The organism is Sneathiella sp. (assembly GCF_029233945.1).
Lineage (GTDB): Bacteria > Pseudomonadota > Alphaproteobacteria > Sneathiellales > Sneathiellaceae > Sneathiella.
Genome location: NZ_JARGOQ010000008.1, coordinates 19,711 through 42,120 on the forward strand (window position 1 = coordinate 19,711; position 22,410 = coordinate 42,120).

The following is a 22,410-nucleotide window of genomic DNA, read 5'->3' on the forward strand; positions in this document are numbered from 1 at the left end:
CATGAGCACCCCAAAATTCGAGACTCTCTCCATTCATGCCGGCGCGGCACCGGACCCGACCACCGGCGCGCGGGTGACCCCCATCTACCAGACCGCATCCTATGTGTTCGATGATGTCGATCACGCGGCGGAGCTTTTCAATCTTCAGGCGTTTGGCAATATCTATACCCGCCTGACCAACCCGACCACCGCCGTATTGGAAGAGCGGGTGGCAACGCTGGAAGGCGGCGCGACGGGCCTTGCGGTGGCGTCCGGCCATGCGGCGCAGATGATCGTCTTTCACACGCTGATGGAAAATGGCGATGATTTCCTCGCGTCCACCAAGCTCTATGGCGGCTCGATCACCCAGTTCGGCCAGTCCTTCAAGAAGTTCGGCTGGAACGCCATCTTCGTCGATCCGACGGATCCGGAGGATTTCAAAAAGGCGCTGACGCCGAAATGCAAGGGCATCTTTATCGAGAGCCTTGCCAATCCCGGCGGCGTGATGACGGATATCGAGGCCATCGCCAAGATCGCCCATGACGCGGGCATCCCGCTCATCGTTGATAACACGCTGGCGACGCCCTACCATTGCCGCCCGTTCGAATGGGGCGCGGATATCGTTGTCCATTCGGCGACGAAATTCCTCGGTGGGCACGGCAACTCCATCGGCGGGCTGATCATCGATAGCGGCAAGTTCGACTGGAGCGCATCGGACAAATTCCCGACCCTGAGCCAGCCGAACCCGTCCTATCACGGCCTCAAATTCCATGAGACCTTCGGCGAGCTTGGCTTCGGTATTGCCTGCCGGGCCCTGGGCCTGCGCGATCTTGGCCCTGCCCTCTCCCCGTTTAATGCCTTCCTCATCCAGACCGGGATTGAGACCCTGCCGCTCCGCATGGAACGGCATAGCGCCAACGCACTCAAGGTCGCGGAGTATTTAAAGGGCCATGACAAGGTGAGCTGGGTGTCCTACGCGGGCCTCAAGGGCGATCCCTATTATGATCTCGGCCAGAAATATCTGAATGGCGGTGCCGGTGCGGTGCTGACCTTCGGCATCAAGGGCGGCTATGACGCAGGCGTCAAGATGGTCGAAAAGGTGGAGCTGTTCTCGCATCTCGCCAATATCGGCGATACGCGGAGCCTGATCATCCATCCGAGTTCCACCACCCATCGCCAGCTCGATGAGAAACAGCAGGTCGCCGCGGGCGCCGGGCCGGACGTTGTCCGCCTCTCCGTCGGGATCGAGAATGTTAGCGATATCATCGCCGATCTGGAACAGGCCCTCGCCGCCAGCTAACCGCTATCCCTCATAAACGGATAGCTCTATCAGGTTGAGATCGGGGTCGCGCACGTAAAGAGACGTGATCGACCCCCTCGCCCCTGTCCGCGTGACCGGACCTTCCAGAATATCGATGCCCGCCGCGTCCAGCCGGGCCTGCATGTCGCCGAGTTCCCCCTCGATAATAAAGCACAGATCCGCCGTGCCGGGTTTCGCCAGATGCGCCTTCGGCTCGAACTCGTGACCGGCCAGATGCAGGTTGATTTTGGACGACCCGAACGTCACTGCGCGCCGCCCTTCACCAAATTCCTCATAAGTCATTCCCAATATTTTACAGTAAAATACCTTCGTTCGCTCAATATCTGCGACAGTTAAAACTAAATGATCCAGATTTTTAATCATATTTATTTCTCTATTTATAGTATTTTTATTATTGAAACAGACTTAATTCGGCACCAGTTAAGTAAATAATTTATTTATTAAGGAAAAACTATGAAGTATTCATTCATCGCTGCCTCAATTCTATTATTTACTTTACCGGCAATCGCAACCGCCAGGGACGGCACGGCCACGGCGGCGGCGAACTGGAACGACAGCACCCACTTCCAGACATCCTATGACATCCTGACCAAGTCTGCCATCGCCGAACTGATCGAGAAGAAGGAAGGCGGCTTCTACGACGGCTGGAACCAGTACAACAGCTACATCACCAATATCGGCGCGCAGACGACCACCATCGGTTCGCAGACGGTTTTCACCGACAGTAACCTGGACAATGTCTTTGTCACCCCGGTCAACTGCGGGGAGATCGTCAGCTCTACGTCGGTCGATTCACCGGCGACAAACGAAGATTCCACCAATATATCCTCCACCATAGGTGCGCCATGCCAGGTACAGGTGAATAATGCAAGCAATCCTTAAATCCCTATTATTACTGCCGGTTTTTTTGACCGGCTGCATCGCGACAAGCAGTGAGAATGTGGCGTTGCCCAGCGGGCCTCCGGTTCAGACCTTGAGAACGCCCTATGACACACTTGTCGCCTGCGTCGCGGAGAAGAGCAAATTGCGCGGCGTCTGGGCCGTCGGCGAAATTACCGACGCCACCGGCAAGTTCAGCGCGGAATTTTCCGGCACGGGACGATATGTCACGCAAGGCGCCGGGGACATGATGCTGACCACGCTGGTTCAGGCGAAGGCGGAATCCATCGTCAACCGCCGCGATCCCCGACCGATCATCACCGAAATCCAGCTTGGCCTTCGCGATGCGCGGCAGTTTGTCCTGATGGATTACTATATTACCGGTTCCATCAATACGCTTGATTTCATTCCCGGCGCGGCGGCGGAACTGACCATTGCCGGGATCGGCCCGCGCTATCGGCAGAACCGCGCCATTGTCGGGCTGGATCTGCATCTGACCAATGCGCGCACCTCCGAAGTGCTGGCGGCGGTCAATATCTCGAAGCAGATCTTCGCCGATGAGGCCGGCTTCGGGATCGGGCGCTTCTTCGGGGATACGCTGGTCGATCTCGATATCAGCGGCCAGAACCGCGAGCCGCTCCAACTCTCCTTGCGGTCCATGCTCCAGTTTGGTCTCTATGAAATGCTGTCGGAGCTCAATCCCGACCTGCGGAAGAACTGCCAGCAAATCGTCGACAGCGTTGAAGGCGTCGAAGACATTCCATCAAACAGCTAAATAGAAAAACTGAATGTCACCAACAGGCGATGCGTCCATTTCTTTCAATCCATTTCAGACAAAGGATATTATCATGAAAAAACTTACCGTAAGCGCGATTGCCCTGGCCATGCTCGCCACACCGGCGATGGCGGGCTGGAACGGCCCCTCCTCCGGTGGCGGCGGGGGCGGCGCAGGCGCAGGCAACCCCGATCTATCGGTCGACAGCAATGGAGTTTTCTCGAGCGTCAGTGGCAATGGCGGCACCGTCACCGTTGGGGGCAGCAACTCCGTTAATCTGGCAAGCATCAATACTGGAAATGCTCTTTCGGTACAGAATATCAATGATTCCCTGCTTCTTGTGAATCCGTTGAAGGCCGATCCGGACGGTGGAGCCTCTAACCCGTTCAACGTTTCCAATATTATGGCATACAGCCACTTCCAGACGACGAGCTTCAACTTTAATAAATTGAGCGGAGACGACACCAATCCCGATGCACCCGCTGTTAATGTCGAAGTTATCGCCATCGCTGCCGCTGGAGCCGGTGCCGATACGGGGTCGTCATCTCCCATCAGTGGACATTTTAACCCGGGGCCTGTCCTGCCCAGCTCCCCCTCTGCTGAAGCAGGTGCGGTCGCGGGCGTGGGCGTGGGCGTCTCAATCAACAGCTCGCCCGTAGAGGTCGTTCCGGACGACACGCCTCCCCCCAGCCCTGAGAATTAAGGCGGGCATGCGCCCCCCGTGATCCGTCTGGTGCGGGAGCAGCCTCTATCGCCGGTCAGCTTATTGCTGGCCGGTTTTATCCTGCCCGCTCCGCCCGGAGTTCATGCAAGGTGAAGAGCGCGGCAGCGAGGACCAGCATGCCGCCCGCCTGATGCGCCGCGCCGAGGGCGACCGGCACCACATGGAGCAGCGTGACAATGCCAAGGAATACCTGCGCAAGGACGAGGCTGACCGTCCAGGAAATGCCGAGACGGAGGCGACGAGAGAGCCCCCCGCTCCGGCTCACCAGATAGAGCCAGATGGCGGCGAGCGCGATGGCATAGCCGACCATCCGATGGACAAACTGCACCGTCCCCGGATTTTCAAGAAAGTTGTGATAGAGCGGCTGCAGATAGAGGAAATCCTCGGGCACGAACCGCCCGCCCATCAGCGGCCAGTCCGTATAGACAAAGCCCGCGTTGAGCCCGGCAACAAAGCCGCCGATGATAATCTGCAGCGCGATCAGGAACAGGAGTGCATATCCCGTCCGCCGCAGCATCGCGGTCGCCGGCATGGCCCTTTGCAGGGCGGGTCGGGTGAGATCGAAGATTGTCCAGAGCAGCACCGAGAAAATCAGGCTGGCAAGCGCGAGATGCGCCGTCAGGCGGTAATGGCTGACGTCCGGCTGATCGACCAGGCCGCTTTTGACCATAAACCAGCCCATGCCGCCCTGCGCCGCGCCGAGCAGGAAGAGAACTCCAAGCCGGGGCGCCATTTGCCTCGGAATTTTTCGGAACAACAGCAGCAGCACGAAGGGCACAAAGAACGCGAGGCCGATAATGCGGCCCAGCACCCGATGGGCAAACTCGAAGGCGTAAATCCCCTGAAATTCGGAAAGGGTCATGCCGTGATTGATTTTCTGATATTCGGGGAACGCCTTGTAGCGCTCAAACTCGGCCATCCAGGCCTCACCACTCAGCGGCGGTAGCCAGCCCGTCACCGGCTTCCAGTCGGTCATCGACAGGCCCGAATTGGTCAGCCGCGTGACCCCGCCCAGCACGATCATCGCAAACACCAGCAGCGCCACCAGCGCCAGCCAGCCAATCACCAGTTTGCGGCCATCGCGCGCGCCCACGGCCCCGTTATCCTGAATATCCGTTATCATGGCCGCAACATAGCCCAATTCCGACCAAAAGCAATATAGTGCAAGGGGTGTTGCGGCACTCCGCCGCAGGGGGCAGGCCGGTCGCCTGCGGGATTAATTGACTCGCGAAATTAGCAGCCTAAACTTCTCTTAATAAAGTTGTAAGAATTCTCAATTGGTGAAAATATAACTTTCAACTAGATAGAACTTAGTCCACCCAACTTAAGAAATAGGATTTGGTTAGCTGGCTATACTTCTCGTCAAATTTCTCTTGGGCATCAAAAAACTCTGACGTTGCTTCGACGAATTTCTTCGCATCTCCAGGATTCAAAAATCGGTTTATTGCATCATTAAGTGATGTAATGGCATTAGAATATCTATCATACTCAGGCTTTAACCCCGGAACATCATCGGCAACTTTCTGAGCATATGAAAACAAAGCTTTAAGTGTTTTTTGTAAATCTTCAACTTGTCTAGTTGTATATTCCGGTTTCTTGCCGACCGCAACATCGGCAAAGGGCTGCAATTTCTGAAAAGCATCGATCGCCGTTTCTTTCGCCTTTTCATATCTTGCTGAAATTTCGGTCTTGTTATCAGATCTAAAAGAACTGAAATCGGCAACAAAAAATCCAATAATTGAACCTATAACGGCACCTGCGATAGTTAAAACTATTGCATACCTCTCCCATATAGGCCGTGATTTTTCAATGTTGCCGATCGACATCATTTAACCTTAGTAACGGTGACATTTGTTTCAAGTCCGGTTTCTTCAGCAGCGCTTTTAAAAATCTCGCATGCTTCTTGCCACCTATCTAACCCAAGAAGGTTTAATTGTTCTATAACAGAAGTATGAACCTCAGCAACGCATTCATTATCAGCTGGACCCGAACTATTAATAACTGCAAGGTTGCCATTTTCTGCTAAAGACACCGCATCAGGCCCAACACTCATTGCTAAGCCCAGCAAAGCTACGGTTGTGAGAGGTATTATATAGGAAGAAGATAAGCTTATCCAACCCGGAGAGTTAATATTAGACTTAAAATTTGGCGAAAAATCTCCCAAATCTGCGAATGCCGCCTCTTTAATAGAAGCAACGTTACCTGTTTTGCTAATACTGATATTTCCCGTATTTAACGCAACAAAGTTAAGGAATGCGATTATCCTTAAATCATCTGTCGTATCATAGCTTTCGGAAGTCACTCTTAATTTTGCGTGATTATTTCCGCCAACAGTGTAATTCCCATAAGCTAGTCTATAGAAAAATTCAGCTTCTGATTTTCCAAGAAGAACCAACATATTCGGCTTGGCAATTATATCTTGAACATGACTGGGAAGCGCTCGTTTTTCAATTTCGCTAAGCACTTTAATTTTTCTTGTCGGTATACTGTATTTTTCAAAATACTTCTCAAATTTTTCATTTTGAAAGTCTTCTGGATCTCCAATTGGTTCCGCTATTAAAGTTTGTTTAGCAAAAGCACCTGGAGGAATAACAAGCAAATCTGTTTGCTGCATTTCTTCAAAGTAACCTTTCAAAACAGCGAGCAGTTGGCCTTTACTCCTAGCATTTCCAAAGCTTTTATAGCTGTTAATTGAGTCGCTTGGTCGATCTTTATTTTTACGACCCTCATTTAGCCACTTTCTTATTGCGATAGATTTTTTTAATCGTAAATCCAGATTTGGCTGATTAGAGATTACCCTTCCTGGTATTAGGTCCACTCCCGGCATTTCGGGGCCAACAACAAAATTCGCTAAAAATTCATCATATAGCCTGTATCCTTTGCCGGGCCTTGCTAGATAAACTTTATGGTCATTTTCCAATATTCGCGTATTTAAATCGACCTTACAAACCATCTTTCACCCTCAAATTTATCCGCCCTCAAAGCAACTGCTATCGTACATTAGAAAAAAAGAAACTCAAAACAAACGAGAATAAAAATTTAGATAAATCACCTATGCTATGCACTTAACACTAAAAAAGCCCCGAAACCGTGTGGTTTCGAGGCTTCTCATTGGTCGGGCAGAGAGGATTCGAACCTCCGACCCCTTCGCCCCCAGCGAAGTGCGCTACCAGGCTGCGCTACTGCCCGCCAGATCCTGGCGACCGGGCCGTATTTCGAGCCCAAGGCTGGCGCACTATACTGACGCCCGCGCGCGATGGCAACGCCCGTTATGGCACCAAACCCACTTTTTTCAGGCCCGCAAAATTCCTCAAAGAGAATGCCTAGGTGAGCATCTCTTTCAGCTCTTTCAGATCGCTCAACACCCCGCGCAGCTGCGCCTTCGCATCGCCCGAGAGAGGCGCGCTCCCGCCGCCATCGCTTCCCGCCTGGGCAAGCGCCGGGTTCCCCTCGGCGCGCGCGGCGGAGACCATGGCGTCCACATTATCGATGCGACCGCCCTGCTCCTTGAGAAGTTTCTGCGCGCCGCGAATCGTAAAGCCATGCTTGTAGAGAAGATCGCGGATGCCCCGGATCAGCTCCACATCGGAGGGCCGGTAATAGCGCCGCCCGCCGCCGCGTTTCAGCGGCTTGACAACCTTGAACTTCGTCTCCCAGAAGCGCAGGACATGCTGCGGTACTTCCAGCTCCGCCGAGACTTCGCTGATGGTACGGAAAGCGTCGGGCGATTTTTGCAGTTTCTGTGCTTCTCTCGCCACCTTATGCGCCACCGTTGCCCTTATTGATCTTGTCCTTCAGCACGTGGGACGCGCGAAAGACGAGCACCCGGCGCGGGTTGATCGGCACTTCCTCCCCCGTTTTCGGGTTGCGGCCGATCCGTCCGGTTTTCTGCCGCACCTGCAGGCTGCCGAAGGAAGAAATCTTTACAGTCTCGCCGGCGACAAGCCGGTCTGAAATTTCCGACAGAATAGCCTCGACATGATCCGCGGATTCATTGCGCGACAGGCCGACCTGCTGATAAACAGCTTCTGCTAAATTTGCTCTGGTTAAAGTATTTTTCGTCATGATATCACCCCATTAGACTATACAGGATTATCAATGCGGCGGGTCTCGTCAATCATAAAGGTGTAATTTTCGGCTGTTATCCGCCGAAAAGCCCTATTTTTGGCAAAAAGACGCGATAACTGATTGAAATTGATCGCGGTTTTGACGGTCTGAGGAAGTTGCCGGAAAAGAGATTCGCGCGCAGCTTACCAGCGCACCAGCGCCGAACCCCAGGTAAAGCCGCCGCCCATGGCCTCCAGCAAGAGCAGGTCGCCCCGCTTGATGCGCCCGTCGCGCACCGCCTCGTCCAGGGCGAGCGGAACAGATGCGGCGGAAGTATTGCCGTGTTTATCGACAGTTAGGACAACTTTCTCAGGATCGAGTTTAAGTTTACGCCCCGTCCCGTCGATAATCCGCTTGTTCGCCTGATGCGGCACCAGCCAGTCAATATCGTCCGTCGTCAGGCCGGTCGCCGCCATCGCCTCATGAACGACGCTGGCAAGATTGTTGACCGCATGGCGGAACACCTCCCGCCCCTCCATCCGGAGATAGCCGGTCGTCTGGGTCGAGGACGGGCCGCCATCGACATAGAGAAGATCGTGTTTTTCGCCGTCCGAATGCAGATGGCTGGTAAGAATACCGCGATCGTCGGATGTGCCCGCGCCCTCTTCCGCCTCCAGGATAACGGCGCCCGCGCCGTCGGCAAAAAGCACGCAGGTCGTGCGGTCTTCCCAGTCGAGAATGCGCGAGAAAGTCTCCGCGCCGATGACCAGCGCGCGGGACACCTGGCCCGATTTCACAAAATTATCCGCCGTCGCCAACGCGTAGAGGAAACCTGTACAGACAGCCTGGATATCAAAGGCAAAGCCCCCGGTCATACCGAGGTTCTTCTGCACCACCGTCGCGGTCGCGGGGAAGGTTTCGTCCGGCGTCGCGGTGGCAAGCACGATCAGGTCAATGTCGTCGGGTTTGAGCCCCGCCATCTCCAGCGCCGCCTTCGCCGCATGGGTCGCGAGATCGGAGGTTAGCTCCCCCTCCGCCGCGATATGCCGTTGCCTGATGCCGGACCGGGCGACAATCCATTCATCCGTCGTGTCCACCATCTGGGAAAGTTCGTCATTCGTAAGAATACGTTTGGGAAGGTAGGACCCGGTGGCGGTAATAACTGAGCGACGCATGTACTTCCTGTTCTATCCGGCATCTTCAACGGTGCCGGAGGCTTGATCTGTGTTCTTGATGGGCCGGGATGCCGAAGTGGCGGATTGCTGTTCTTCCTCATCCTCGTCAGGCGTGGCTGTATTATTACTCATTTTTGCAGCCATATCAAAGGTCTCGAAATTATTGCGCATTTTATCGATCATGTCATCGGAAACCATCTCAACGGCCACCCCGATGGCATTGGCGAAGCCCATCGCGTCGGTGCCGCCATGGCTTTTCACGCAAAGACCGTTGAGGCCGAGAAGAACGCCGCCGTTATACATGCGCGGATCCAGCCGCTCTTTCAGGACATTCAGGCCGCCGCGCGAGAATATATAGCCGATGCGGGCGAGAAGGGAGCTTCGAAAGCCCGCGCGGAGGAAATCGGTAAACAGCCGCACCACCCCTTCGGCAGTCTTCAGCGCCACATTGCCGGTAAATCCGTCGGTGACAATCACATCGACGACACCGCGGGTAATATCGTCGCCTTCGACAAAACCCTGATATTCAAAGGGCGGATGCTCGATGGATTTAAGGCGCTCCCCCGCTTCCTTGATGGTATCGTTACCTTTAAGTTCCTCGATCCCGACATTGAGAAGGGCAACGCGCGGCGGCACACGGCCCAGCACGGCGCGAGCAAACTCGGCCCCCATAAAGGCGAATTGCACGAGGTTATCGGCGTCGCATTCGACATTGGCGCCGAGGTCGAGCATGACCGTCTCCCCCCGAGGAGAGGGCAGCACGGACGCAATCGCCGGCCGGTCGATCCCCGCCATCATCCGGAGCGAGACTTTCGCCATCGCCATCAGCGCGCCGGTATTGCCCGCCGAGACAATCGCCCCGGCCTCGCCCGAACGCACGGAATCGATCGCAAGACGCATGCTGCTCTTGCGGCCCTTGCGCAGCGCCTGACTTGGTTTGTCTTCGGATTTGACAGCCTCATCCGTGTGGCGCAGCTCGCAAGCGGCGCGCACCCCGGGATAGGCCTTCAGGAGCGGTTCCAGCCGCGCCTCATCGCCGAACAGAAGGAAACGGGCCTTGGGAAACTGCACACGGACAATGTCGATGCCCTTAATCACGATGTCGGGAGCATCATCCCCCCCCATCGCATCAAGAGCAATGACAATATTCTCAGGCATATTTCTGTCCGGTCCCGGCCATCCTAATCAGCAAACGCCGATTAGAGGATGTCGCTCGTTTCCAGAATTTCGCGGTCGCCATAATGGCCACAAGAACCGCAAATATGGTGGGCGCGCTTCATTTCGCCGCAATTCGGGCATTCCTGTGTCTGCGTGCCGACAAGCGCATCATGCGACCGGCGCATGTTACGTTTGGATTTGGTGGTCTTTCTCTTTGGTACTGCCATTTTTCCAGTCTCTCACTTCAGATGCCCTTACGTCAGGGCGACAATATAAATTACATCGATATGAGATAGCGTTATGCCTTCATATCACTTCTTGCTCATCAAGTCCTTCAAATTTGCAAAGGGTTGGTGTGTCCCCTGCTCCTTCTTCACCTGATCCATGTCTAAATCTTCTTCTTCCACCGGCTCCGGCAGGCCCGCCCGCCGCGGATAGGGCTCCAGCGCCAGCGCAACCTGTTCCGACACCATGGCCAGCAGATCAATCCGGCCCCCGACGATCAATTCCGGCGGGTCCGGCTCTTCCAGCCCGACAACCTTGTCCAGATCCTCAATCTCGAGATCTTCCGGATCGAAGGTGTAGAACACCGTAAATTCCTCGTCAATCGCCTGCTCCACCGGGTCCAGCGACACGACACAGGCCTGAACCGCCGTCGCCCGAAGCCGCCCGGTCACCACCACCTGGCCATTTTTACCCTGGCGAACCAGCGATCCGCTTGCCTTAACACCGGAAAGCGCCAGAATATCCAGCGACGTTACAATCGCCTCGCACTCCGCCTCGGTCACCTGAATATCGAAGTTCATGGGCTCCCGCCCGAGACGCTCGACATTGATCAACCGAGCGGTTTTACCCCCGGCACCCTTCATGGCGACATTTCCTTCCAAAACCAGCCCATGCATAACCGACCGGCGTCATTCCGTCGGGCATGTGATTCGAAGGCGCGAAAATACTGGTTTCGATGCATATGGTCAACGGATTTTGTTATTTCCCGAAAATGGCGTGTTCCCGCCCGCGAAACAAGAAGAAAATTCAATAAAATCAATGCCGGCTACCGGGGCAAAAACCCGCCGAAATCCGCGCGTCCCTGCATCAGCGCATCGACCCCCTGCCCTTTGAGTCGCATATCCGCGGCGCGCATATAGCCCGCGAGCGCCGCCACGGCCTCCGCCGGGACATCCTCAACCGTGCCGTAATGGTTCCGGAGGAGTGCCTCCTCCAGCGTTTCCGCCCCCTCCCCGTCGAGGGCAGAATCATACGCCGCGACACGGCCATAGAAGGCCTTGGCCATTTTCTTGATATGCTTGCCGACGCTGAGATCGCCGATACCGATTTCGCGCAAAGATTGGTCCATATCCGCGAACATCTCGTCGAACAGCGCCTGGGAGAGCTTTTGCGCCTGCTTTCCCTCCCCCTTCAACTGACGCATGATCAGGAAGGCATGAAGCGAAATCATCTCAAACCGGCCGTCAACCGTGTCAGGGACCGCCGCCACCTCGTAAAAGGCGGGGATGCGCGACTGGCGGACGATTTCCGCATAAAGATCCGCCGCCGGACCTTCCAGCGGATTGCGGCGAAAGAAATTTGCTAGCCCCACGCGATTCCTCCCGCTAATCCGGCATATATTCGCTTTTTCATCACCATCGCCGCCGCGCCCTCAAGAAAATTTGACATTTGCCGAGCGGCAAGCCATTTATTACCCTTGAGTTACGCATTTCACGGCGTTTAGTCAACTGAAAGCCACGCCGGAGCAAGGAACCATGAAACGATTGAAGACCGGGCTTTCCATTGCCGTTGTCGGCCTCGCGCTCACCGCCTGTGAGCCGATCAAGACAAATCAGGGCTATCGCCTCGACCCTGAACAGCTCGCCCAGATCGAAGCGGGCGTGACCAACAAGGATTCGGTGCAGGCCATCATGGGCTCCCCCTCCAGCATCGCCACCTTCCAGACCGAAGGCGATGCCTGGTACTATATCAGCAGCAAGACGGAACATCTCGCCTTCTTCGCCAAGGAAGTGACCGAACGCGACATTGTGATCGTCAAGTTCGACATCAATGACGTGGTCGCCGAGGTCAAGGACCTGAATAAGGAAGACGGGCAGGAGATTGAGGTTGTCGAGCGGGAAACCCCGACCGGCGGACGCAAGCTTGGCCTGCTGGAACAGCTGTTTGGCAACCTTGGCCGGTTCAACAGCTCTGGCGAGCAATAACGCCGCCCGTCCCGCTTTTACCTTTACGCGCATGAAAAAACCCCCGGCCGGAACCGGGGGTTTTCTTTTGGGCTTTGACTGCTCTGGCTTAGTGCGCCATCGCCGCCAGCAACAGAAGCGCGATGATGTTCGTGATCTTGATCATCGGGTTGACCGCCGGACCGGCCGTATCCTTGTAGGGATCGCCAACCGTATCGCCGGTCACCGCCGCCGCATGGGCATCCGTGCCCTTGCCGCCGTGATTGCCATCTTCAATATATTTCTTGGCGTTATCCCAGGCACCGCCGCCCGCCGTCATGGAGACAGCGACGAAGAGACCGGTGATAATCACGCCCAGAAGCATGGCGCCAAGGGTTGCGAACGCGGCTGATTTATCCGCAATAAGCAGTATCACGAAGAAGACAACGATCGGCGCCAGAAGCGGCAGCAAGGACGGAATGATCATTTCCTTGATCGCCGCCTTGGTCAGCAAGTCCACCGCGCGCCCGTAATCGGGCTTGCCGGTGCCTTCCATGATGCCGGGGATTTCCTTGAACTGCCGACGCACTTCACGCACGACGGAACCCGCCGCACGGCCCACGGCCATCATGCCCATGGCCCCGAACAGATAGGGCAATAATCCACCCAGGATCAGGCCAACAACGATATAGGGGTTTTGCAGGCTGAAATTGAGGGTGACGCCCTGGAAGAACGGAAACTCAGTCGGGGTCGCCAGACTGATGAAATGCTTGAGATCCTCCGTATAGGCGGCAAACAGCACCAGCGCGCCAAGACCGGCGGAACCGATTGCATAGCCCTTGGTGACAGCCTTCGTCGTATTGCCAACGGCATCAAGCGCGTCCGTGGTTTTGCGGACTTCCTCGTCCATCTCCGCCATTTCCGCGATACCGCCGGCGTTGTCCGTGACTGGACCATAGGCATCGAGCGCGACGATCATCCCGGCCAGCGCCAGCATCGTTGTCACCGCAATGGCAATGCCAAACAGCGCCGCCAGATTATAGGACACGATGATACCGGCACAGATGATAATTGCCGGAACCGCCGTCGCTTCCATCGAGACCGCAAGGCCCTGAATGACGTTGGTGCCGTGACCGGTTTCAGACGCGGCCGCAATGCTGCGCACCGGACGGTATTCGGTCGAGGTGTAATATTCCGTGATCCAGATCAACAGACCCGTCACCACGAGACCAACCAGACCGCAGAAGAACAGGCTCATTCCCGTGAACTCTTTCTCACCAATCGTATAGACAGTGTCCATGCCGATGGTAAAGGAAGTGACTGGCCAAAGCGCGATCGCGGAGAGGACTGTCGTCACCAGGAAGCCCTTGTACAGCGCCCCCATGATGCTGTTATTGGCCCCAAGCTTGACGAAGAACGTCCCGACGATGGACGTCAGGATACAAACCGCACCGATCATCAGCGGATAGCTCATCAAGGCGACATCATTCGCGAAATAGATGGAGCCCAGAACCATGGTCGCAACCACGGTCACCGCATAGGTTTCAAAGAGGTCGGCGGCCATACCGGCGCAGTCACCGACATTGTCGCCCACGTTATCGGCGATAACCGCCGGGTTGCGAGGATCATCCTCGGGGATACCCGCCTCGACCTTACCGACGAGGTCGGCGCCGACATCGGCGCCCTTGGTGAAGATACCACCGCCCAGCCGGGCGAAGATGGAAATCAGGGAGGCGCCCAGGCTGAGGGCGACAAGGCTGTTGACCATATCCCGGCCGTCAACGCCGGTGCTTGTCAGATAAGCGTAGTAGCCGGCAACCGCCAGCAAGGCGAGGCCGACAACCAACATACCCGTGATCGCGCCCGCCTTGAAGGAAACGTCAAGACCGTCGCTCAGGCTCTTGGAGGCGGCAGCGGCGGTGCGGACGTTGGCCCGGACAGACACATGCATGCCAATAAAGCCCGCCGCGCCGGACAGAACCGCGCCGATGAGGAAGCCAATGGCGACCTTGAGGCCAAAAATAAAGAACAGGATAACAAATATGACGATCCCCACGAGACCGATGGTCATATACTGGCGGTTCAGATAGGCAGACGCCCCTTCCTGAATCGCGGCCGAAATCTGCTGCATTTTCTCCGTTCCGGCATCACGCGAAAGAACCGACCTGCCGGCATACACACCGTAGCCCAAGGCTATCAGTCCGCAGACAATCGGAATCCATAATTCTACTGACATTCTTTCATCCCCATCAAAGTTACGAAAAGGCCATCAACGGGATGGCCTCATTTTATTGTTCATTGTTGCGCTAAGCTTCCCCCCAAGTATAAAACCTGGCTATCTCAAGCTTCAGTCGGGCCGTAGAATGCCAGATTAGCTTATTTTTCGCAAGCTATTGGAATTGCCTAATTTAGCGCACCCTTTCCAAGCATTTTTTCATATGCATTTTGAACGAATTTTTTTGATTAGCCGGTGGCAAAATCTTCCGGAACATGCTATCGCAGCGCCAGTATTTCCCAGGAGACGATGAGTCATGGATCTTTCAAAAATTCCGGCGGGCAAGGATGTGCCGTGGGACGTCAATGTCGTGATTGAAATCCCTCTTGGCGGTGTCCCCGTCAAATATGAGGTGGACAAGGAAAGCGGCGCCATGTTCGTCGACCGGTTCCTGCATACGGCGATGTTCTATCCGTGCAACTACGGCTTCATTCCGCAGACCCTCGCCGATGATGGCGATCCGGTGGATGTTCTGGTGGCCGGGCCCATTCCGGTCATGCCCGGCGCCGTCATCCGCGCCCGTCCCGTTGGCGTGCTGATCATGGAGGACGAGGCCGGGCAGGACGAGAAAATCCTGAGCGTGCCGGTGGATGAGCTGCACCCCTATTATTCCAATATCAACGACTACACCGATCTGCGCGGCATCCTGCTCGACCAGATTTCCCACTTCTTTGAGCATTACAAGGATCTGGAAGAAGATAAATGGGTCCGCATCAAGCGCTGGGGCGACGCCGAGGAAGCCGCGGAGATGATCCGCAAATCCATCGTCTGAGTTGGCAGCCAGGAGAATGCAAGGCGGGTTTCGGCCCGCCTTTTTTATGCCGCAGGCGCCCGCCGCCGCTGGCTGCGCATGCTCCAGAGCGCGAGCAGGATGACGAAACCGAGCAGCGGCAGAGCGCCGAGATTGACTACGTCCCAGCCGAAACGCTCCTGCAGCTGACCGCTCATCAAGGACGCGGTCGCCACGGTGCCGAACACCAGAAAATCATTCAACCCCTGCACCTTCGCCGTCTCGGACGGGCGGTAGGTCGTCGCGACCAGCGTCGTGCCCCCGATAAACATGAAGTTCCACGAGAGGCCGAGCAGGACCAGCGCGATATAGAAATTCGCAAGCTCCAGCCCCATAAGAGAGACGGTCACGCTTCCCAAGCCCAGCAGCGCGCCCAAAATGATGATCTTATACTCCCCATAGCGGGAGATCAGCGAGCCGGTAAAAAAGCTCGGGCCGAACATGGCGACCACATGCCAGCTGATGACGTTGAAGGAATCGCTCGGCTGATGGCCGCAGCCGACCATGGCAAGCGGCGTCGCCGTCATCACCAGGCTCATCACGCCATAGCCGATCATGGCGCTCAATACGGCGACGATGAAAGTCGGCTGCCGGACAATCTCCGACAAGGGGCGCTGCGCCGTCTCATGATCGGGGATAACCATCTTCGGGATCTTGACGAAGCTCAGGAAAATCAGCGCGAGGAGGCCCAGAATGATAATCGAGAGGTAAGAGCCGAGATACAGGAACGGCGCAAACAAATCCTTGCTGTGGCTGGCGATCTGGGGCCCGAGAAATCCGGCGATCACGCCGCCCGCCAGCACATAGGAAACGGCCTTGCTTCTGTTCTTGTTGCCCGCGATATCGATCGCGGCAAAGCGATAATAATTGCCGAAGGCCGTTGACATGCCGACAAAGATCGCGCCGAACGCAAACAGCCAGAAGCTGGCAACCCAGATCGCGTAGCTGCAGATCGCCGCGCCGGAGATGCCGATCAACACGCCAGCGAGAAAGCCCGGCTTGCGGCCGACCCGCCGCATAAAGAGGGAGGCCGGAATGGTGGCAAGCGCCGTTCCCGTCACCACCGCCGTCACCGGCAGGGTCGCGAGCGACTTATCGTCACCGAGCAGGACGAGGCTGGCAAGCGCCGCCGAGGATATCATGATGGAGGTGGTGCTGTTCATCAGCGCCTGACACCCGGACATCAATAAAATACTCAGTTTGGTCCGGCGGTCCATCATGTTCCCGTCCTTCTTGTTGAATATGTGTTAGGCGCGTTGCTTATGCGGCGCCCCGCATTTGCCGATAGCTTTCCAGAACCTCATAATCACTGACGCAATCCGCCTTGACGGGCACTGCCTGCTCCCGCGACTGCCAGAGGCTGTAGAGGCCCTTCTCCCATCGATCCGGATCCAGCAGGACCATATGCGCATAAAGCCCCGGCGTCTTCAGAAGACTTTGGTGATCCGCCTTCTCCTTCTCCATCAGCGCGCCGACCGGATGGGCGGAAGACACCTTGTCCACGGCGCTGCACATATAGGTCGGGTTTTCCCTGGCCGGGCCATAGTCAAACGCGACCACCTGCCAGCTGCGGACACGCGGACGGCCGAAAGTGGCGGTCACGCCATTGAACAGATTGTTGAGAAGGAATTCCTGGGCGAACTGGGCGTTCTCCCAGATGTAGAAGGGCGCATAGACACGCTCTTCGGAATCATACAGGTAAAATTTGTGGCGCAGCCCCGGACAACCATCGAACAGCTGACTTCTGGACGCCACATGCTGATGTATTTGCGTATCGTCAAAGTCCTGTGGCAAGCGCACCATATATTGCATCGCCAGCATACATCTCTCCCGAATGTACATAAAAATTTCGTGGAATATGTCAAGAATATGACACAAAGACAACCCACACAAATGCATAGCTATTATGCATTGTCACCAAAACAGTTCAAAAATGCTGCCATCCGCGCGCGGTGAGCGGCATATCCGAGCCGTCTTCCCGTTTCACCCGCACCCCTTCGCCCGCGACCATTTCCCCGACGATGGTAAGTTTCACCCCGCCCTCTTTCGCGAGTTTGACCAGATCATCACGCCGCGCCGATGGCAGGGTGAAGGCAAGCTCATAGTCATCGCCGCCGGTCAAGATAGCCTCGATCAGGTTTTTACCGGATTGCAGCGCCGCCTCCGCCGCATCGGAAAGCGGGACTTTTTCCCAGTCGATCACCGCGCCCAATCCCGATTCCTCCGTAAGATGGCCGATATCGGCGATCAGCCCGTCAGAGATATCGATACAGCTTGTCGCCCGGCCGACCAGTGCCTGCCCAAGCGCAAGGCGCGGCTCCGGCAGCTGATAGCGGTCGATCAAATATTCCTCATCCGTCGTATCGAGATCGGAGAGTTCCTCCCGCGCCGCGAGAAGGCCGAGGGCCCCGTCGCCAATCGTGCCGGAGACCACGATCAAATCTCCCTCCTCTGCCCCATTCCGGCGGAGCGCTTTATCCGTCGCCACCTCCCCAATGGCGGTCAGCGACAGCGACAGCGGCCCCGGCGTGCGCACCGTATCCCCGCCCATCAGCCCGATCGCGAACTCCACCTGATCCAGGGCAAGACCATCGGCGAAGTCCTCTATCCAGGATCGCGGGAGATCTTCCGGCCAGAACGTCGCGAGGAAGTAGCCGACCGGGGCCGCCCCCATCGCCGCAAGGTCGGAAAGATTGACCCGGAGCAGCTTGCGCGCGATATCACCGGGCAGGTCTGAATCAAAAAAATGCACGCCCGCGACCATCGCGTCCTTGGTCAGCACAAGGTCCTTTCCCTTGGACGGGGTGAGGACCGCCGCATCGTCGGTCAGGCCGAGCGCGGCGGGTGTATCCGCGGCAAGGGGTTTCAATATCCTGTCGATCAGCGCGAATTCACCTTCCCCGGTATCTCGCGTATCGTTTGACATGTCAGTCGAATTCGCCGGCGCGCAGCTCTTTCGCGATCTTGTCCAGCACGCCGTTGACCAGCGCCGGTTCCTTGCCCGTGAAGAAGGTCCGCGCGATGCCGATATATTCCTTGATCAGCACTTTCGCGGGCATATCGACGCGGGCGAGAAATTCATAGGTCGCGGCGCGCAACAGGCAGAGCAGCACAACCTCCAGCCGGGCCGTCGTCCGGTCTTTCTCAAGACGATCGCCGATCAGCTTGTCGATCTCTTCCTGCCGGTCCTTGGTGTTGAGCACGATATCCTCAAAGAGCGGCTTGTCGCTGTCCTTGAACTGGTCGCCATCAAGCTCCGCCCCGACGCGATGCTGCAGGAATTCCTCCACCACCTCGCGGGCGGTACGGTTGTCATGCTCCATCTGGTAAAGCGCCTGCACCGCATTCAGCCGGGCAAGGGTGCGTCGGCTGTGCTTATCGCCGCGTTTTTCACTGCGCGCGTTCATCGAGGGAACATTCCGAATTTTTCCTTGATTTTGAGCATCTGAAGCGCCGCTTCCGCCGCGCCGCCGCCTTTGTTCTTGTCACTTTTGCGGGCGCGGGCCCAGGCCTGCTCGTCATTCTCGCATGTGATGATACCATTGCCAACGGCGATGCAATAATCCGTCGAGATATCCATCAGCGCCCGCGCGCTTTCCTCCGACACCGTATCATAATGGGAGGTCTCCCCTCGGATCACACAGCCGAGTGCGACATAGGCATCATAGCGCCGCCGTCCACCCATAAACTCCATCGACTTGATGGCGAAGCGGATCGCCGCCGGAATCTCAAGGCAGCCCGGCACCTGCACGGTTTCATAAGTCGCGCCCGCCGCGTCCAGCACCTCTTTCGCCCCATTGAGCAGCGCATCGGAGATATCGCGGTAAAAATCCGCCTCGACGATCAGCACATGTATATCACTGCTCATGGCTTAACCCTTCTGCTCGATCAGGCGGGTTTCCGTGATCGCGAGGCCATAGCCATCAAGGCCGACAACCGTCCGCGTATGATTGGAGAGCAGGATCATGTTCTTGATCCCGAGATCGATGAGGATCTGCGCGCCAATGCCGTAATCGCGGAGCTCATGCTGCTCTTTCAGCGGCTCGCCAAGCTTGCGGCGCACCCGGTCGGAAAGCGCCATCGCCCGCGGCTCGCGGATGAGGACGACAACGCCCTTGCCCGCCGCGTTAATCTGTTCCATCGCGCTATGCAGGGTATCGGGGTTTTCGTCAATCTCACCGAGGACATCGCCGAGCAGGTTCAGCGCATGCATCCGCACCAGCACCGGATCGTCGCCAGCGACATCGCCTTTGACCAGCGCCACATGCTCCGCATATTCAGGCCGGTTGGAGAAGACAATCATCTTCCAGTCGCCGCCATATTTGCTGGAGATATCGGCCTCGACCTCCCGTGTGATCAGGCTGTCATGGCGGCGGCGATAGGCGATCAGGTCCGCAATCGTGCCGACTTTAAGCCCGTGGAACTGCGCGAATTTCACCAGGTCCGGCAGGCGCGCCATGGTTCCGTCGTCATTCATGATCTCGCAGATGACCCCGGCGGGCTGTAGCCCGGCAAGACGGGAAATATCAACCGCCGCCTCCGTATGACCGGCGCGGCGCAAGACCCCGCCTTCGCGGGCGACCAGCGGAAAGACATGGCCCGGCGAGACAATATCCTGCGCGTTCTTGGTCGGATCGATGGCAACGGCGACCGTATGAGCGCGATCGGCGGCGGAAATACCGGTGGTGACGCCTTCCCTCGCCTCGATCGAAACCGTGAAATTGGTTGTCAGGCGGGAGGCGTTATCCTGCGCCATCAGCGGCAGGCCGAGATGGTTGATCCGCTCTTCCGACATGGAAAGACAGATCAGGCCCCGACCGAACTTGGCCATGAAATTGATCACATCCGGGGTCGCCATCTGCGCCGGGATCACCAGATCGCCTTCATTCTCCCGGTCCTCCGCATCGACAAGCACGAACATCTTGCCATTGCGGGCATCTTCAATGATTTCCTCTGTTGAGGAGAGGTATTCTTTATAGCTCATTTTTTCTTGTTTACCTCAGTCATGCGGGCGACATAGCGCGCCAGTACATCGATTTCGAAATTGATCCGTCGCCCCACGGACAGCGCGCCAAAGGTGGTATGTTCCTGCGTGTGCGGGATGATATTCACGGTGAAATGATCGTCACCGACCTCATTCACGGTGAGGGAGACGCCATCAAGACAGATGGAGCCTTTCGCCGCGACGAGCCCCGCGAATTTTTCCGGCAGGGAGAAAACCAGCTTCGTTGAATCGCCGACGCTTTCCATAAACAGCAGCGAGACCACGGCATCGACATGACCCGTGACCACATGACCGCCGAGTTCATCGCCGATTTTGAGCGCCCGCTCCAGATTGACCGCCGTGCCCTCTATCCAGTCGCCAAGATTGGTGCAGGAGAGAGTCTCGTCGGACGCATCGACGGCGAACCATCCCTCCCCCTTCTCGACCACCGTGAGGCACGGGCCGGAGCAGGCGATGGACGCACCAATATCAATCGTATCCGTGTCGTAGGAGGTGTCGATTTCAAATCGGGTGTCGCCGAGTTTCTCGATGGCGCGAACCCGTCCGACATCTGTAATTATGCCTGTAAACATACCGTTCAGTTCCGAAGAAAATAACTTTCCAATAAATCATCGCCCAGCCGACGTTCCTCGATCAGGTGAAGTTCCGGCGCCTCGCTGATCCGTTCCAGCCCGATGGATTCAAGGGCGGGAATACCATCCCCGCCGATAATCCGGCCCGCGCGAAACCACATCAGGCGATCCGCCAACTCATCTTTTATCAGCGTTGCCAGAAGATGGGAACCACCCTCGACAAGTATTCGCGTTATTCCGCGTTTCGCGAGCATCTCAAGACCGAGCGTCATGTCGGGAAGGCCCGAGGCATTGGCCGTCACCTCGATCACCTGAACGCCGAGGTCCTCGAATGCCTGCAAGCGATCCTTGTCATTGCCCGGCACGGTCAGAATCCAGAGCGGCACTTCTTTCGCCTTCGCCACCAGCTTGGAGGTAAGCGGCAACCGCAGGCGCGAATCCGCGACGATGCGAATGGGGGACTGTTTTTCGAGGCCGTCAATGCGGCAGGTGAGATCCGGGTTATCGACCAGCGCCGTGCCGACACCGATTAGAATCGCATCATTCTGGGCGCGCAGCATATGTCCATAGCGTCGCGCCGCCGGTCCCGTGATCCATTTGCTGTCGCCGGTGGTGGTAGCGATCCGGCCATCCAAACTCGTCGCCATTTTCAGGGTGACGAGTGGACGACCGTGCAGCCGCGTGGTGAGAAAGCCCGCGTTCAGCTCCGCCGCTTCATTGGCGAGCAGGCCTTCGACAACCTCGATCCCGGCCTTCTGTAAAATATCGATGCCGCCGCCGTTGACCCGTTCATCCGGATCGCGCAGCGCAACGACAACGCGCCCCACGCCCGCCTCGACCAGCGCCTCCGCACAGGGGCCGGTCTGGCCGTGATGCGCGCAAGGCTCCAGCGTGACATAAACGATTGCGCCCTTGGCCTCCACCCCGGCCATCTCCAGCGCCATGGTCTCCGCATGGGGACGGCCGCCATCCTGGGTCCAGCCGCGACCCACGACCTTCCCGCCCTGGACAATCACGCAGCCGACCGCCGGATTGGGCGCGACCCGGCCAAGGCCGCGCGCGGCAAGGCGCAGGGCCGCCCGCATATGAAATTCATCGCGTTGGGGGCTAGAGGCTGTCATGGGGTCCGGCGTTTCTGGAGGCGGAGTTCAGCGTCAGCTTGTGACGTTGGTGCTGAGCTCGCCGATAAATTCTTCAAAATCCTTCGCCTCCCGGAAGTCCTTATAAACGGAGGCGAAGCGCACATAGGAGACACTATCGAGGGCCGCCAGCCCTTCCATCACCAGCTCGCCGATCTTGTCCGACGGGATTTCCTGATCGCCGCTGCTTTCCAGCTGTCGGACGATGCCGTTGATCATGCGATCAATGCGGTCCGGATCGACGGGGCGCTTGCGGGTCGCGATACTGACAGAGCGTTCCAGCTTCTCGCGCTCGAACGGCGTTCGCTGACCGTCCTTTTTAACCACCGTCAGTTCGCGCAGTTGCACCCGCTCAAACGTGGTGAAACGGGCACCGCAAGTTGCACAGGCCCGCCGCCGCCGG

At 56.9% G+C, this 22,410-nt stretch carries 27 protein-coding genes and 1 tRNA gene; 6 read left to right on the forward strand and 22 right to left on the reverse strand.

Annotated features, from left to right (window positions below; translation table 11 throughout):
- Position 1 precedes the first annotated feature (1 nt).
- Entirely contained in the window at positions 2 to 1,279 is a 1,278-nt protein-coding gene (locus tag P1U71_RS04235; RefSeq protein ID WP_301104307.1) for an O-acetylhomoserine aminocarboxypropyltransferase, read from the forward strand.
- Positions 1,280 to 1,282: 3 nt separating this feature from the next.
- Here P1U71_RS04235 and P1U71_RS04240 read toward each other — a convergent pair whose 3' ends face one another.
- Positions 1,283 to 1,663 (reverse strand): VOC family protein, encoded by a 381-nt coding sequence (locus P1U71_RS04240; protein WP_301104308.1) that lies wholly within the window; start codon positions 1,661 to 1,663, stop codon positions 1,283 to 1,285.
- 90 nt (positions 1,664 to 1,753) lie between these two features.
- On the opposite strand from P1U71_RS04240, the gene P1U71_RS04245 reads away from it, so the two are divergent.
- From P1U71_RS04245 to P1U71_RS04255, 3 genes are all read left to right on the forward strand, one after another.
- Positions 1,754 to 2,182: a hypothetical protein gene (locus tag P1U71_RS04245; RefSeq protein ID WP_301104309.1), complete on the forward strand. Its 429-nt coding sequence runs from the start codon at positions 1,754 to 1,756 to the stop codon at positions 2,180 to 2,182.
- Positions 2,166 to 2,954, forward strand: coding sequence for a CsgG/HfaB family protein (locus tag P1U71_RS04250; RefSeq protein ID WP_301104310.1), 789 nt, complete (start codon positions 2,166 to 2,168; stop codon positions 2,952 to 2,954). The genes P1U71_RS04245 and P1U71_RS04250 overlap by 17 nt, the downstream gene beginning before the upstream one ends.
- Positions 2,955 to 3,027: 73 nt before the next feature.
- Entirely contained in the window at positions 3,028 to 3,657 is a 630-nt protein-coding gene (locus P1U71_RS04255; protein WP_301104311.1) for a hypothetical protein, read from the forward strand.
- A gap of 76 nt (positions 3,658 to 3,733) precedes the next feature.
- Here the strand turns inward: P1U71_RS04255 and P1U71_RS04260 are convergent, their stop codons facing one another.
- The 11 genes from P1U71_RS04260 to P1U71_RS04310 form a co-directional block, all read right to left on the reverse strand.
- Positions 3,734 to 4,801, reverse strand: coding sequence for a COX15/CtaA family protein (locus P1U71_RS04260; RefSeq protein ID WP_301104312.1), 1,068 nt, complete (start codon positions 4,799 to 4,801; stop codon positions 3,734 to 3,736).
- A 187-nt stretch (positions 4,802 to 4,988) separates the two neighbouring features.
- Entirely contained in the window at positions 4,989 to 5,504 is a 516-nt protein-coding gene (locus P1U71_RS04265) for a hypothetical protein (RefSeq protein WP_301104313.1), read from the reverse strand.
- Positions 5,504 to 6,631: a hypothetical protein gene (locus P1U71_RS04270; RefSeq protein ID WP_301104314.1), complete on the reverse strand. Its 1,128-nt coding sequence runs from the start codon at positions 6,629 to 6,631 to the stop codon at positions 5,504 to 5,506. The genes P1U71_RS04265 and P1U71_RS04270 overlap by 1 nt, the downstream gene beginning before the upstream one ends.
- A 159-nt stretch (positions 6,632 to 6,790) precedes the next feature.
- Positions 6,791 to 6,867 (reverse strand) — tRNA-Pro (locus P1U71_RS04275).
- A 134-nt stretch (positions 6,868 to 7,001) separates the two neighbouring features.
- Positions 7,002 to 7,415: a MerR family transcriptional regulator gene (locus P1U71_RS04280; RefSeq protein WP_367281120.1), complete on the reverse strand. Its 414-nt coding sequence runs from the start codon at positions 7,413 to 7,415 to the stop codon at positions 7,002 to 7,004.
- A gap of 22 nt (positions 7,416 to 7,437) precedes the next feature.
- A complete protein-coding gene (locus P1U71_RS04285) occupies positions 7,438 to 7,743 on the reverse strand; it encodes an integration host factor subunit alpha (protein WP_227950059.1) in 306 nt (101 codons plus the stop codon).
- 185 nt (positions 7,744 to 7,928) lie between these two features.
- The gene (locus P1U71_RS04290; RefSeq protein WP_301104316.1) at positions 7,929 to 8,900 is read right to left on the reverse strand and encodes a beta-ketoacyl-ACP synthase III; all 972 of its coding nucleotides are present in this window, start codon (positions 8,898 to 8,900) and stop codon (positions 7,929 to 7,931) included.
- Between the two features lie 12 nt (positions 8,901 to 8,912).
- Positions 8,913 to 10,058, reverse strand: a complete 1,146-nt coding sequence (plsX, locus tag P1U71_RS04295) for a phosphate acyltransferase PlsX (RefSeq protein WP_301104317.1) — start codon at positions 10,056 to 10,058, stop codon at positions 8,913 to 8,915.
- Positions 10,059 to 10,099: 41 nt separating this feature from the next.
- Positions 10,100 to 10,285: a 50S ribosomal protein L32 gene (rpmF, locus tag P1U71_RS04300; RefSeq protein WP_227950053.1), complete on the reverse strand. Its 186-nt coding sequence runs from the start codon at positions 10,283 to 10,285 to the stop codon at positions 10,100 to 10,102.
- A gap of 84 nt (positions 10,286 to 10,369) precedes the next feature.
- Entirely contained in the window at positions 10,370 to 10,927 is a 558-nt protein-coding gene (locus P1U71_RS04305; RefSeq protein ID WP_301104318.1) for a DUF177 domain-containing protein, read from the reverse strand.
- Between the two features lie 182 nt (positions 10,928 to 11,109).
- Entirely contained in the window at positions 11,110 to 11,655 is a 546-nt protein-coding gene (locus tag P1U71_RS04310; RefSeq protein WP_301104319.1) for a ubiquinol-cytochrome C chaperone family protein, read from the reverse strand.
- A 163-nt stretch (positions 11,656 to 11,818) separates the two neighbouring features.
- On the opposite strand from P1U71_RS04310, the gene P1U71_RS04315 reads away from it, so the two are divergent.
- The gene (locus P1U71_RS04315) at positions 11,819 to 12,268 is read left to right on the forward strand and encodes an outer membrane protein assembly factor BamE (RefSeq protein ID WP_301104320.1); all 450 of its coding nucleotides are present in this window, start codon (positions 11,819 to 11,821) and stop codon (positions 12,266 to 12,268) included.
- 88 nt (positions 12,269 to 12,356) lie between these two features.
- Here P1U71_RS04315 and P1U71_RS04320 read toward each other — a convergent pair whose 3' ends face one another.
- Positions 12,357 to 14,462, reverse strand: coding sequence for a sodium-translocating pyrophosphatase (locus P1U71_RS04320; RefSeq protein WP_301104321.1), 2,106 nt, complete (start codon positions 14,460 to 14,462; stop codon positions 12,357 to 12,359).
- A 295-nt stretch (positions 14,463 to 14,757) separates the two neighbouring features.
- Here P1U71_RS04320 and ppa point away from each other — a divergent pair, with 295 nt between their 5' ends.
- Positions 14,758 to 15,273, forward strand: a complete 516-nt coding sequence (gene ppa / locus P1U71_RS04325; RefSeq protein ID WP_301104322.1) for an inorganic diphosphatase — start codon at positions 14,758 to 14,760, stop codon at positions 15,271 to 15,273.
- Between the two features lie 44 nt (positions 15,274 to 15,317).
- Here the strand turns inward: ppa and P1U71_RS04330 are convergent, their stop codons facing one another.
- The 9 genes from P1U71_RS04330 to nrdR form a co-directional block, all read right to left on the reverse strand.
- Positions 15,318 to 16,511, reverse strand: a complete 1,194-nt coding sequence (locus tag P1U71_RS04330; RefSeq protein ID WP_301104323.1) for an MFS transporter — start codon at positions 16,509 to 16,511, stop codon at positions 15,318 to 15,320.
- Positions 16,512 to 16,551: 40 nt separating this feature from the next.
- Complete coding sequence (locus P1U71_RS04335) at positions 16,552 to 17,112, reverse strand: DUF4865 family protein (protein ID WP_301104324.1); 561 nt, start codon at positions 17,110 to 17,112, stop codon at positions 16,552 to 16,554.
- Between the two features lie 106 nt (positions 17,113 to 17,218).
- Positions 17,219 to 18,217, reverse strand: a complete 999-nt coding sequence (gene thiL, locus P1U71_RS04340; protein ID WP_301104325.1) for a thiamine-phosphate kinase — start codon at positions 18,215 to 18,217, stop codon at positions 17,219 to 17,221.
- A gap of 1 nt (position 18,218) precedes the next feature.
- Positions 18,219 to 18,698: a transcription antitermination factor NusB gene (gene nusB / locus P1U71_RS04345; protein ID WP_301104326.1), complete on the reverse strand. Its 480-nt coding sequence runs from the start codon at positions 18,696 to 18,698 to the stop codon at positions 18,219 to 18,221.
- On the reverse strand, positions 18,695 to 19,159 hold the full coding sequence (locus P1U71_RS04350) for a 6,7-dimethyl-8-ribityllumazine synthase (RefSeq protein WP_301104327.1): 465 nt from the start codon (positions 19,157 to 19,159) through the stop codon (positions 18,695 to 18,697). Before P1U71_RS04350 ends, nusB begins: the two co-directional genes overlap by 4 nt.
- Before the next feature lie 3 nt (positions 19,160 to 19,162).
- The gene (gene ribB / locus P1U71_RS04355) at positions 19,163 to 20,275 is read right to left on the reverse strand and encodes a 3,4-dihydroxy-2-butanone-4-phosphate synthase (protein WP_301104328.1); all 1,113 of its coding nucleotides are present in this window, start codon (positions 20,273 to 20,275) and stop codon (positions 19,163 to 19,165) included.
- Complete coding sequence (locus tag P1U71_RS04360) at positions 20,272 to 20,868, reverse strand: riboflavin synthase (RefSeq protein WP_301104329.1); 597 nt, start codon at positions 20,866 to 20,868, stop codon at positions 20,272 to 20,274. Before P1U71_RS04360 ends, ribB begins: the two co-directional genes overlap by 4 nt.
- A gap of 5 nt (positions 20,869 to 20,873) precedes the next feature.
- Positions 20,874 to 21,989, reverse strand: a complete 1,116-nt coding sequence (gene ribD / locus P1U71_RS04365; protein ID WP_301104330.1) for a bifunctional diaminohydroxyphosphoribosylaminopyrimidine deaminase/5-amino-6-(5-phosphoribosylamino)uracil reductase RibD — start codon at positions 21,987 to 21,989, stop codon at positions 20,874 to 20,876.
- Positions 21,990 to 22,022: 33 nt separating this feature from the next.
- The coding region (gene nrdR, locus P1U71_RS04370) for a transcriptional regulator NrdR (RefSeq protein ID WP_301104331.1) at positions 22,023 to 22,410 on the reverse strand (388 nt) is incomplete at its 5' end.

Coding starts and splice junctions, on each gene's coding strand:
- P1U71_RS04235 (WP_301104307.1), top strand. CDS start 2: ATGAGCACCCCAAAATTCGAGACTCTCTCCATTCATGCCGGCGCGGCA.
- P1U71_RS04240 (WP_301104308.1), bottom strand. CDS start 1,663: ATGATTAAAAATCTGGATCATTTAGTTTTAACTGTCGCAGATATTGAG.
- P1U71_RS04245 (WP_301104309.1), top strand. CDS start 1,754: ATGAAGTATTCATTCATCGCTGCCTCAATTCTATTATTTACTTTACCG.
- P1U71_RS04250 (WP_301104310.1), top strand. CDS start 2,166: ATGCAAGCAATCCTTAAATCCCTATTATTACTGCCGGTTTTTTTGACC.
- P1U71_RS04255 (WP_301104311.1), top strand. CDS start 3,028: ATGAAAAAACTTACCGTAAGCGCGATTGCCCTGGCCATGCTCGCCACA.
- P1U71_RS04260 (WP_301104312.1), bottom strand. CDS start 4,801: ATGATAACGGATATTCAGGATAACGGGGCCGTGGGCGCGCGCGATGGC.
- P1U71_RS04265 (WP_301104313.1), bottom strand. CDS start 5,504: ATGTCGATCGGCAACATTGAAAAATCACGGCCTATATGGGAGAGGTAT.
- P1U71_RS04270 (WP_301104314.1), bottom strand. CDS start 6,631: ATGGTTTGTAAGGTCGATTTAAATACGCGAATATTGGAAAATGACCAT.
- P1U71_RS04285 (WP_227950059.1), bottom strand. CDS start 7,743: ATGACGAAAAATACTTTAACCAGAGCAAATTTAGCAGAAGCTGTTTAT.
- P1U71_RS04290 (WP_301104316.1), bottom strand. CDS start 8,900: ATGCGTCGCTCAGTTATTACCGCCACCGGGTCCTACCTTCCCAAACGT.
- plsX (WP_301104317.1), bottom strand. CDS start 10,058: ATGCCTGAGAATATTGTCATTGCTCTTGATGCGATGGGGGGGGATGAT.
- rpmF (WP_227950053.1), bottom strand. CDS start 10,285: ATGGCAGTACCAAAGAGAAAGACCACCAAATCCAAACGTAACATGCGC.
- P1U71_RS04305 (WP_301104318.1), bottom strand. CDS start 10,927: ATGAAGGGTGCCGGGGGTAAAACCGCTCGGTTGATCAATGTCGAGCGT.
- P1U71_RS04315 (WP_301104320.1), top strand. CDS start 11,819: ATGAAACGATTGAAGACCGGGCTTTCCATTGCCGTTGTCGGCCTCGCG.
- P1U71_RS04320 (WP_301104321.1), bottom strand. CDS start 14,462: ATGTCAGTAGAATTATGGATTCCGATTGTCTGCGGACTGATAGCCTTG.
- ppa (WP_301104322.1), top strand. CDS start 14,758: ATGGATCTTTCAAAAATTCCGGCGGGCAAGGATGTGCCGTGGGACGTC.
- P1U71_RS04330 (WP_301104323.1), bottom strand. CDS start 16,511: ATGATGGACCGCCGGACCAAACTGAGTATTTTATTGATGTCCGGGTGT.
- P1U71_RS04335 (WP_301104324.1), bottom strand. CDS start 17,112: ATGCTGGCGATGCAATATATGGTGCGCTTGCCACAGGACTTTGACGAT.
- thiL (WP_301104325.1), bottom strand. CDS start 18,217: ATGTCAAACGATACGCGAGATACCGGGGAAGGTGAATTCGCGCTGATC.
- nusB (WP_301104326.1), bottom strand. CDS start 18,698: ATGAACGCGCGCAGTGAAAAACGCGGCGATAAGCACAGCCGACGCACC.
- P1U71_RS04350 (WP_301104327.1), bottom strand. CDS start 19,159: ATGAGCAGTGATATACATGTGCTGATCGTCGAGGCGGATTTTTACCGC.
- ribB (WP_301104328.1), bottom strand. CDS start 20,275: ATGAGCTATAAAGAATACCTCTCCTCAACAGAGGAAATCATTGAAGAT.
- P1U71_RS04360 (WP_301104329.1), bottom strand. CDS start 20,868: ATGTTTACAGGCATAATTACAGATGTCGGACGGGTTCGCGCCATCGAG.
- ribD (WP_301104330.1), bottom strand. CDS start 21,989: ATGACAGCCTCTAGCCCCCAACGCGATGAATTTCATATGCGGGCGGCC.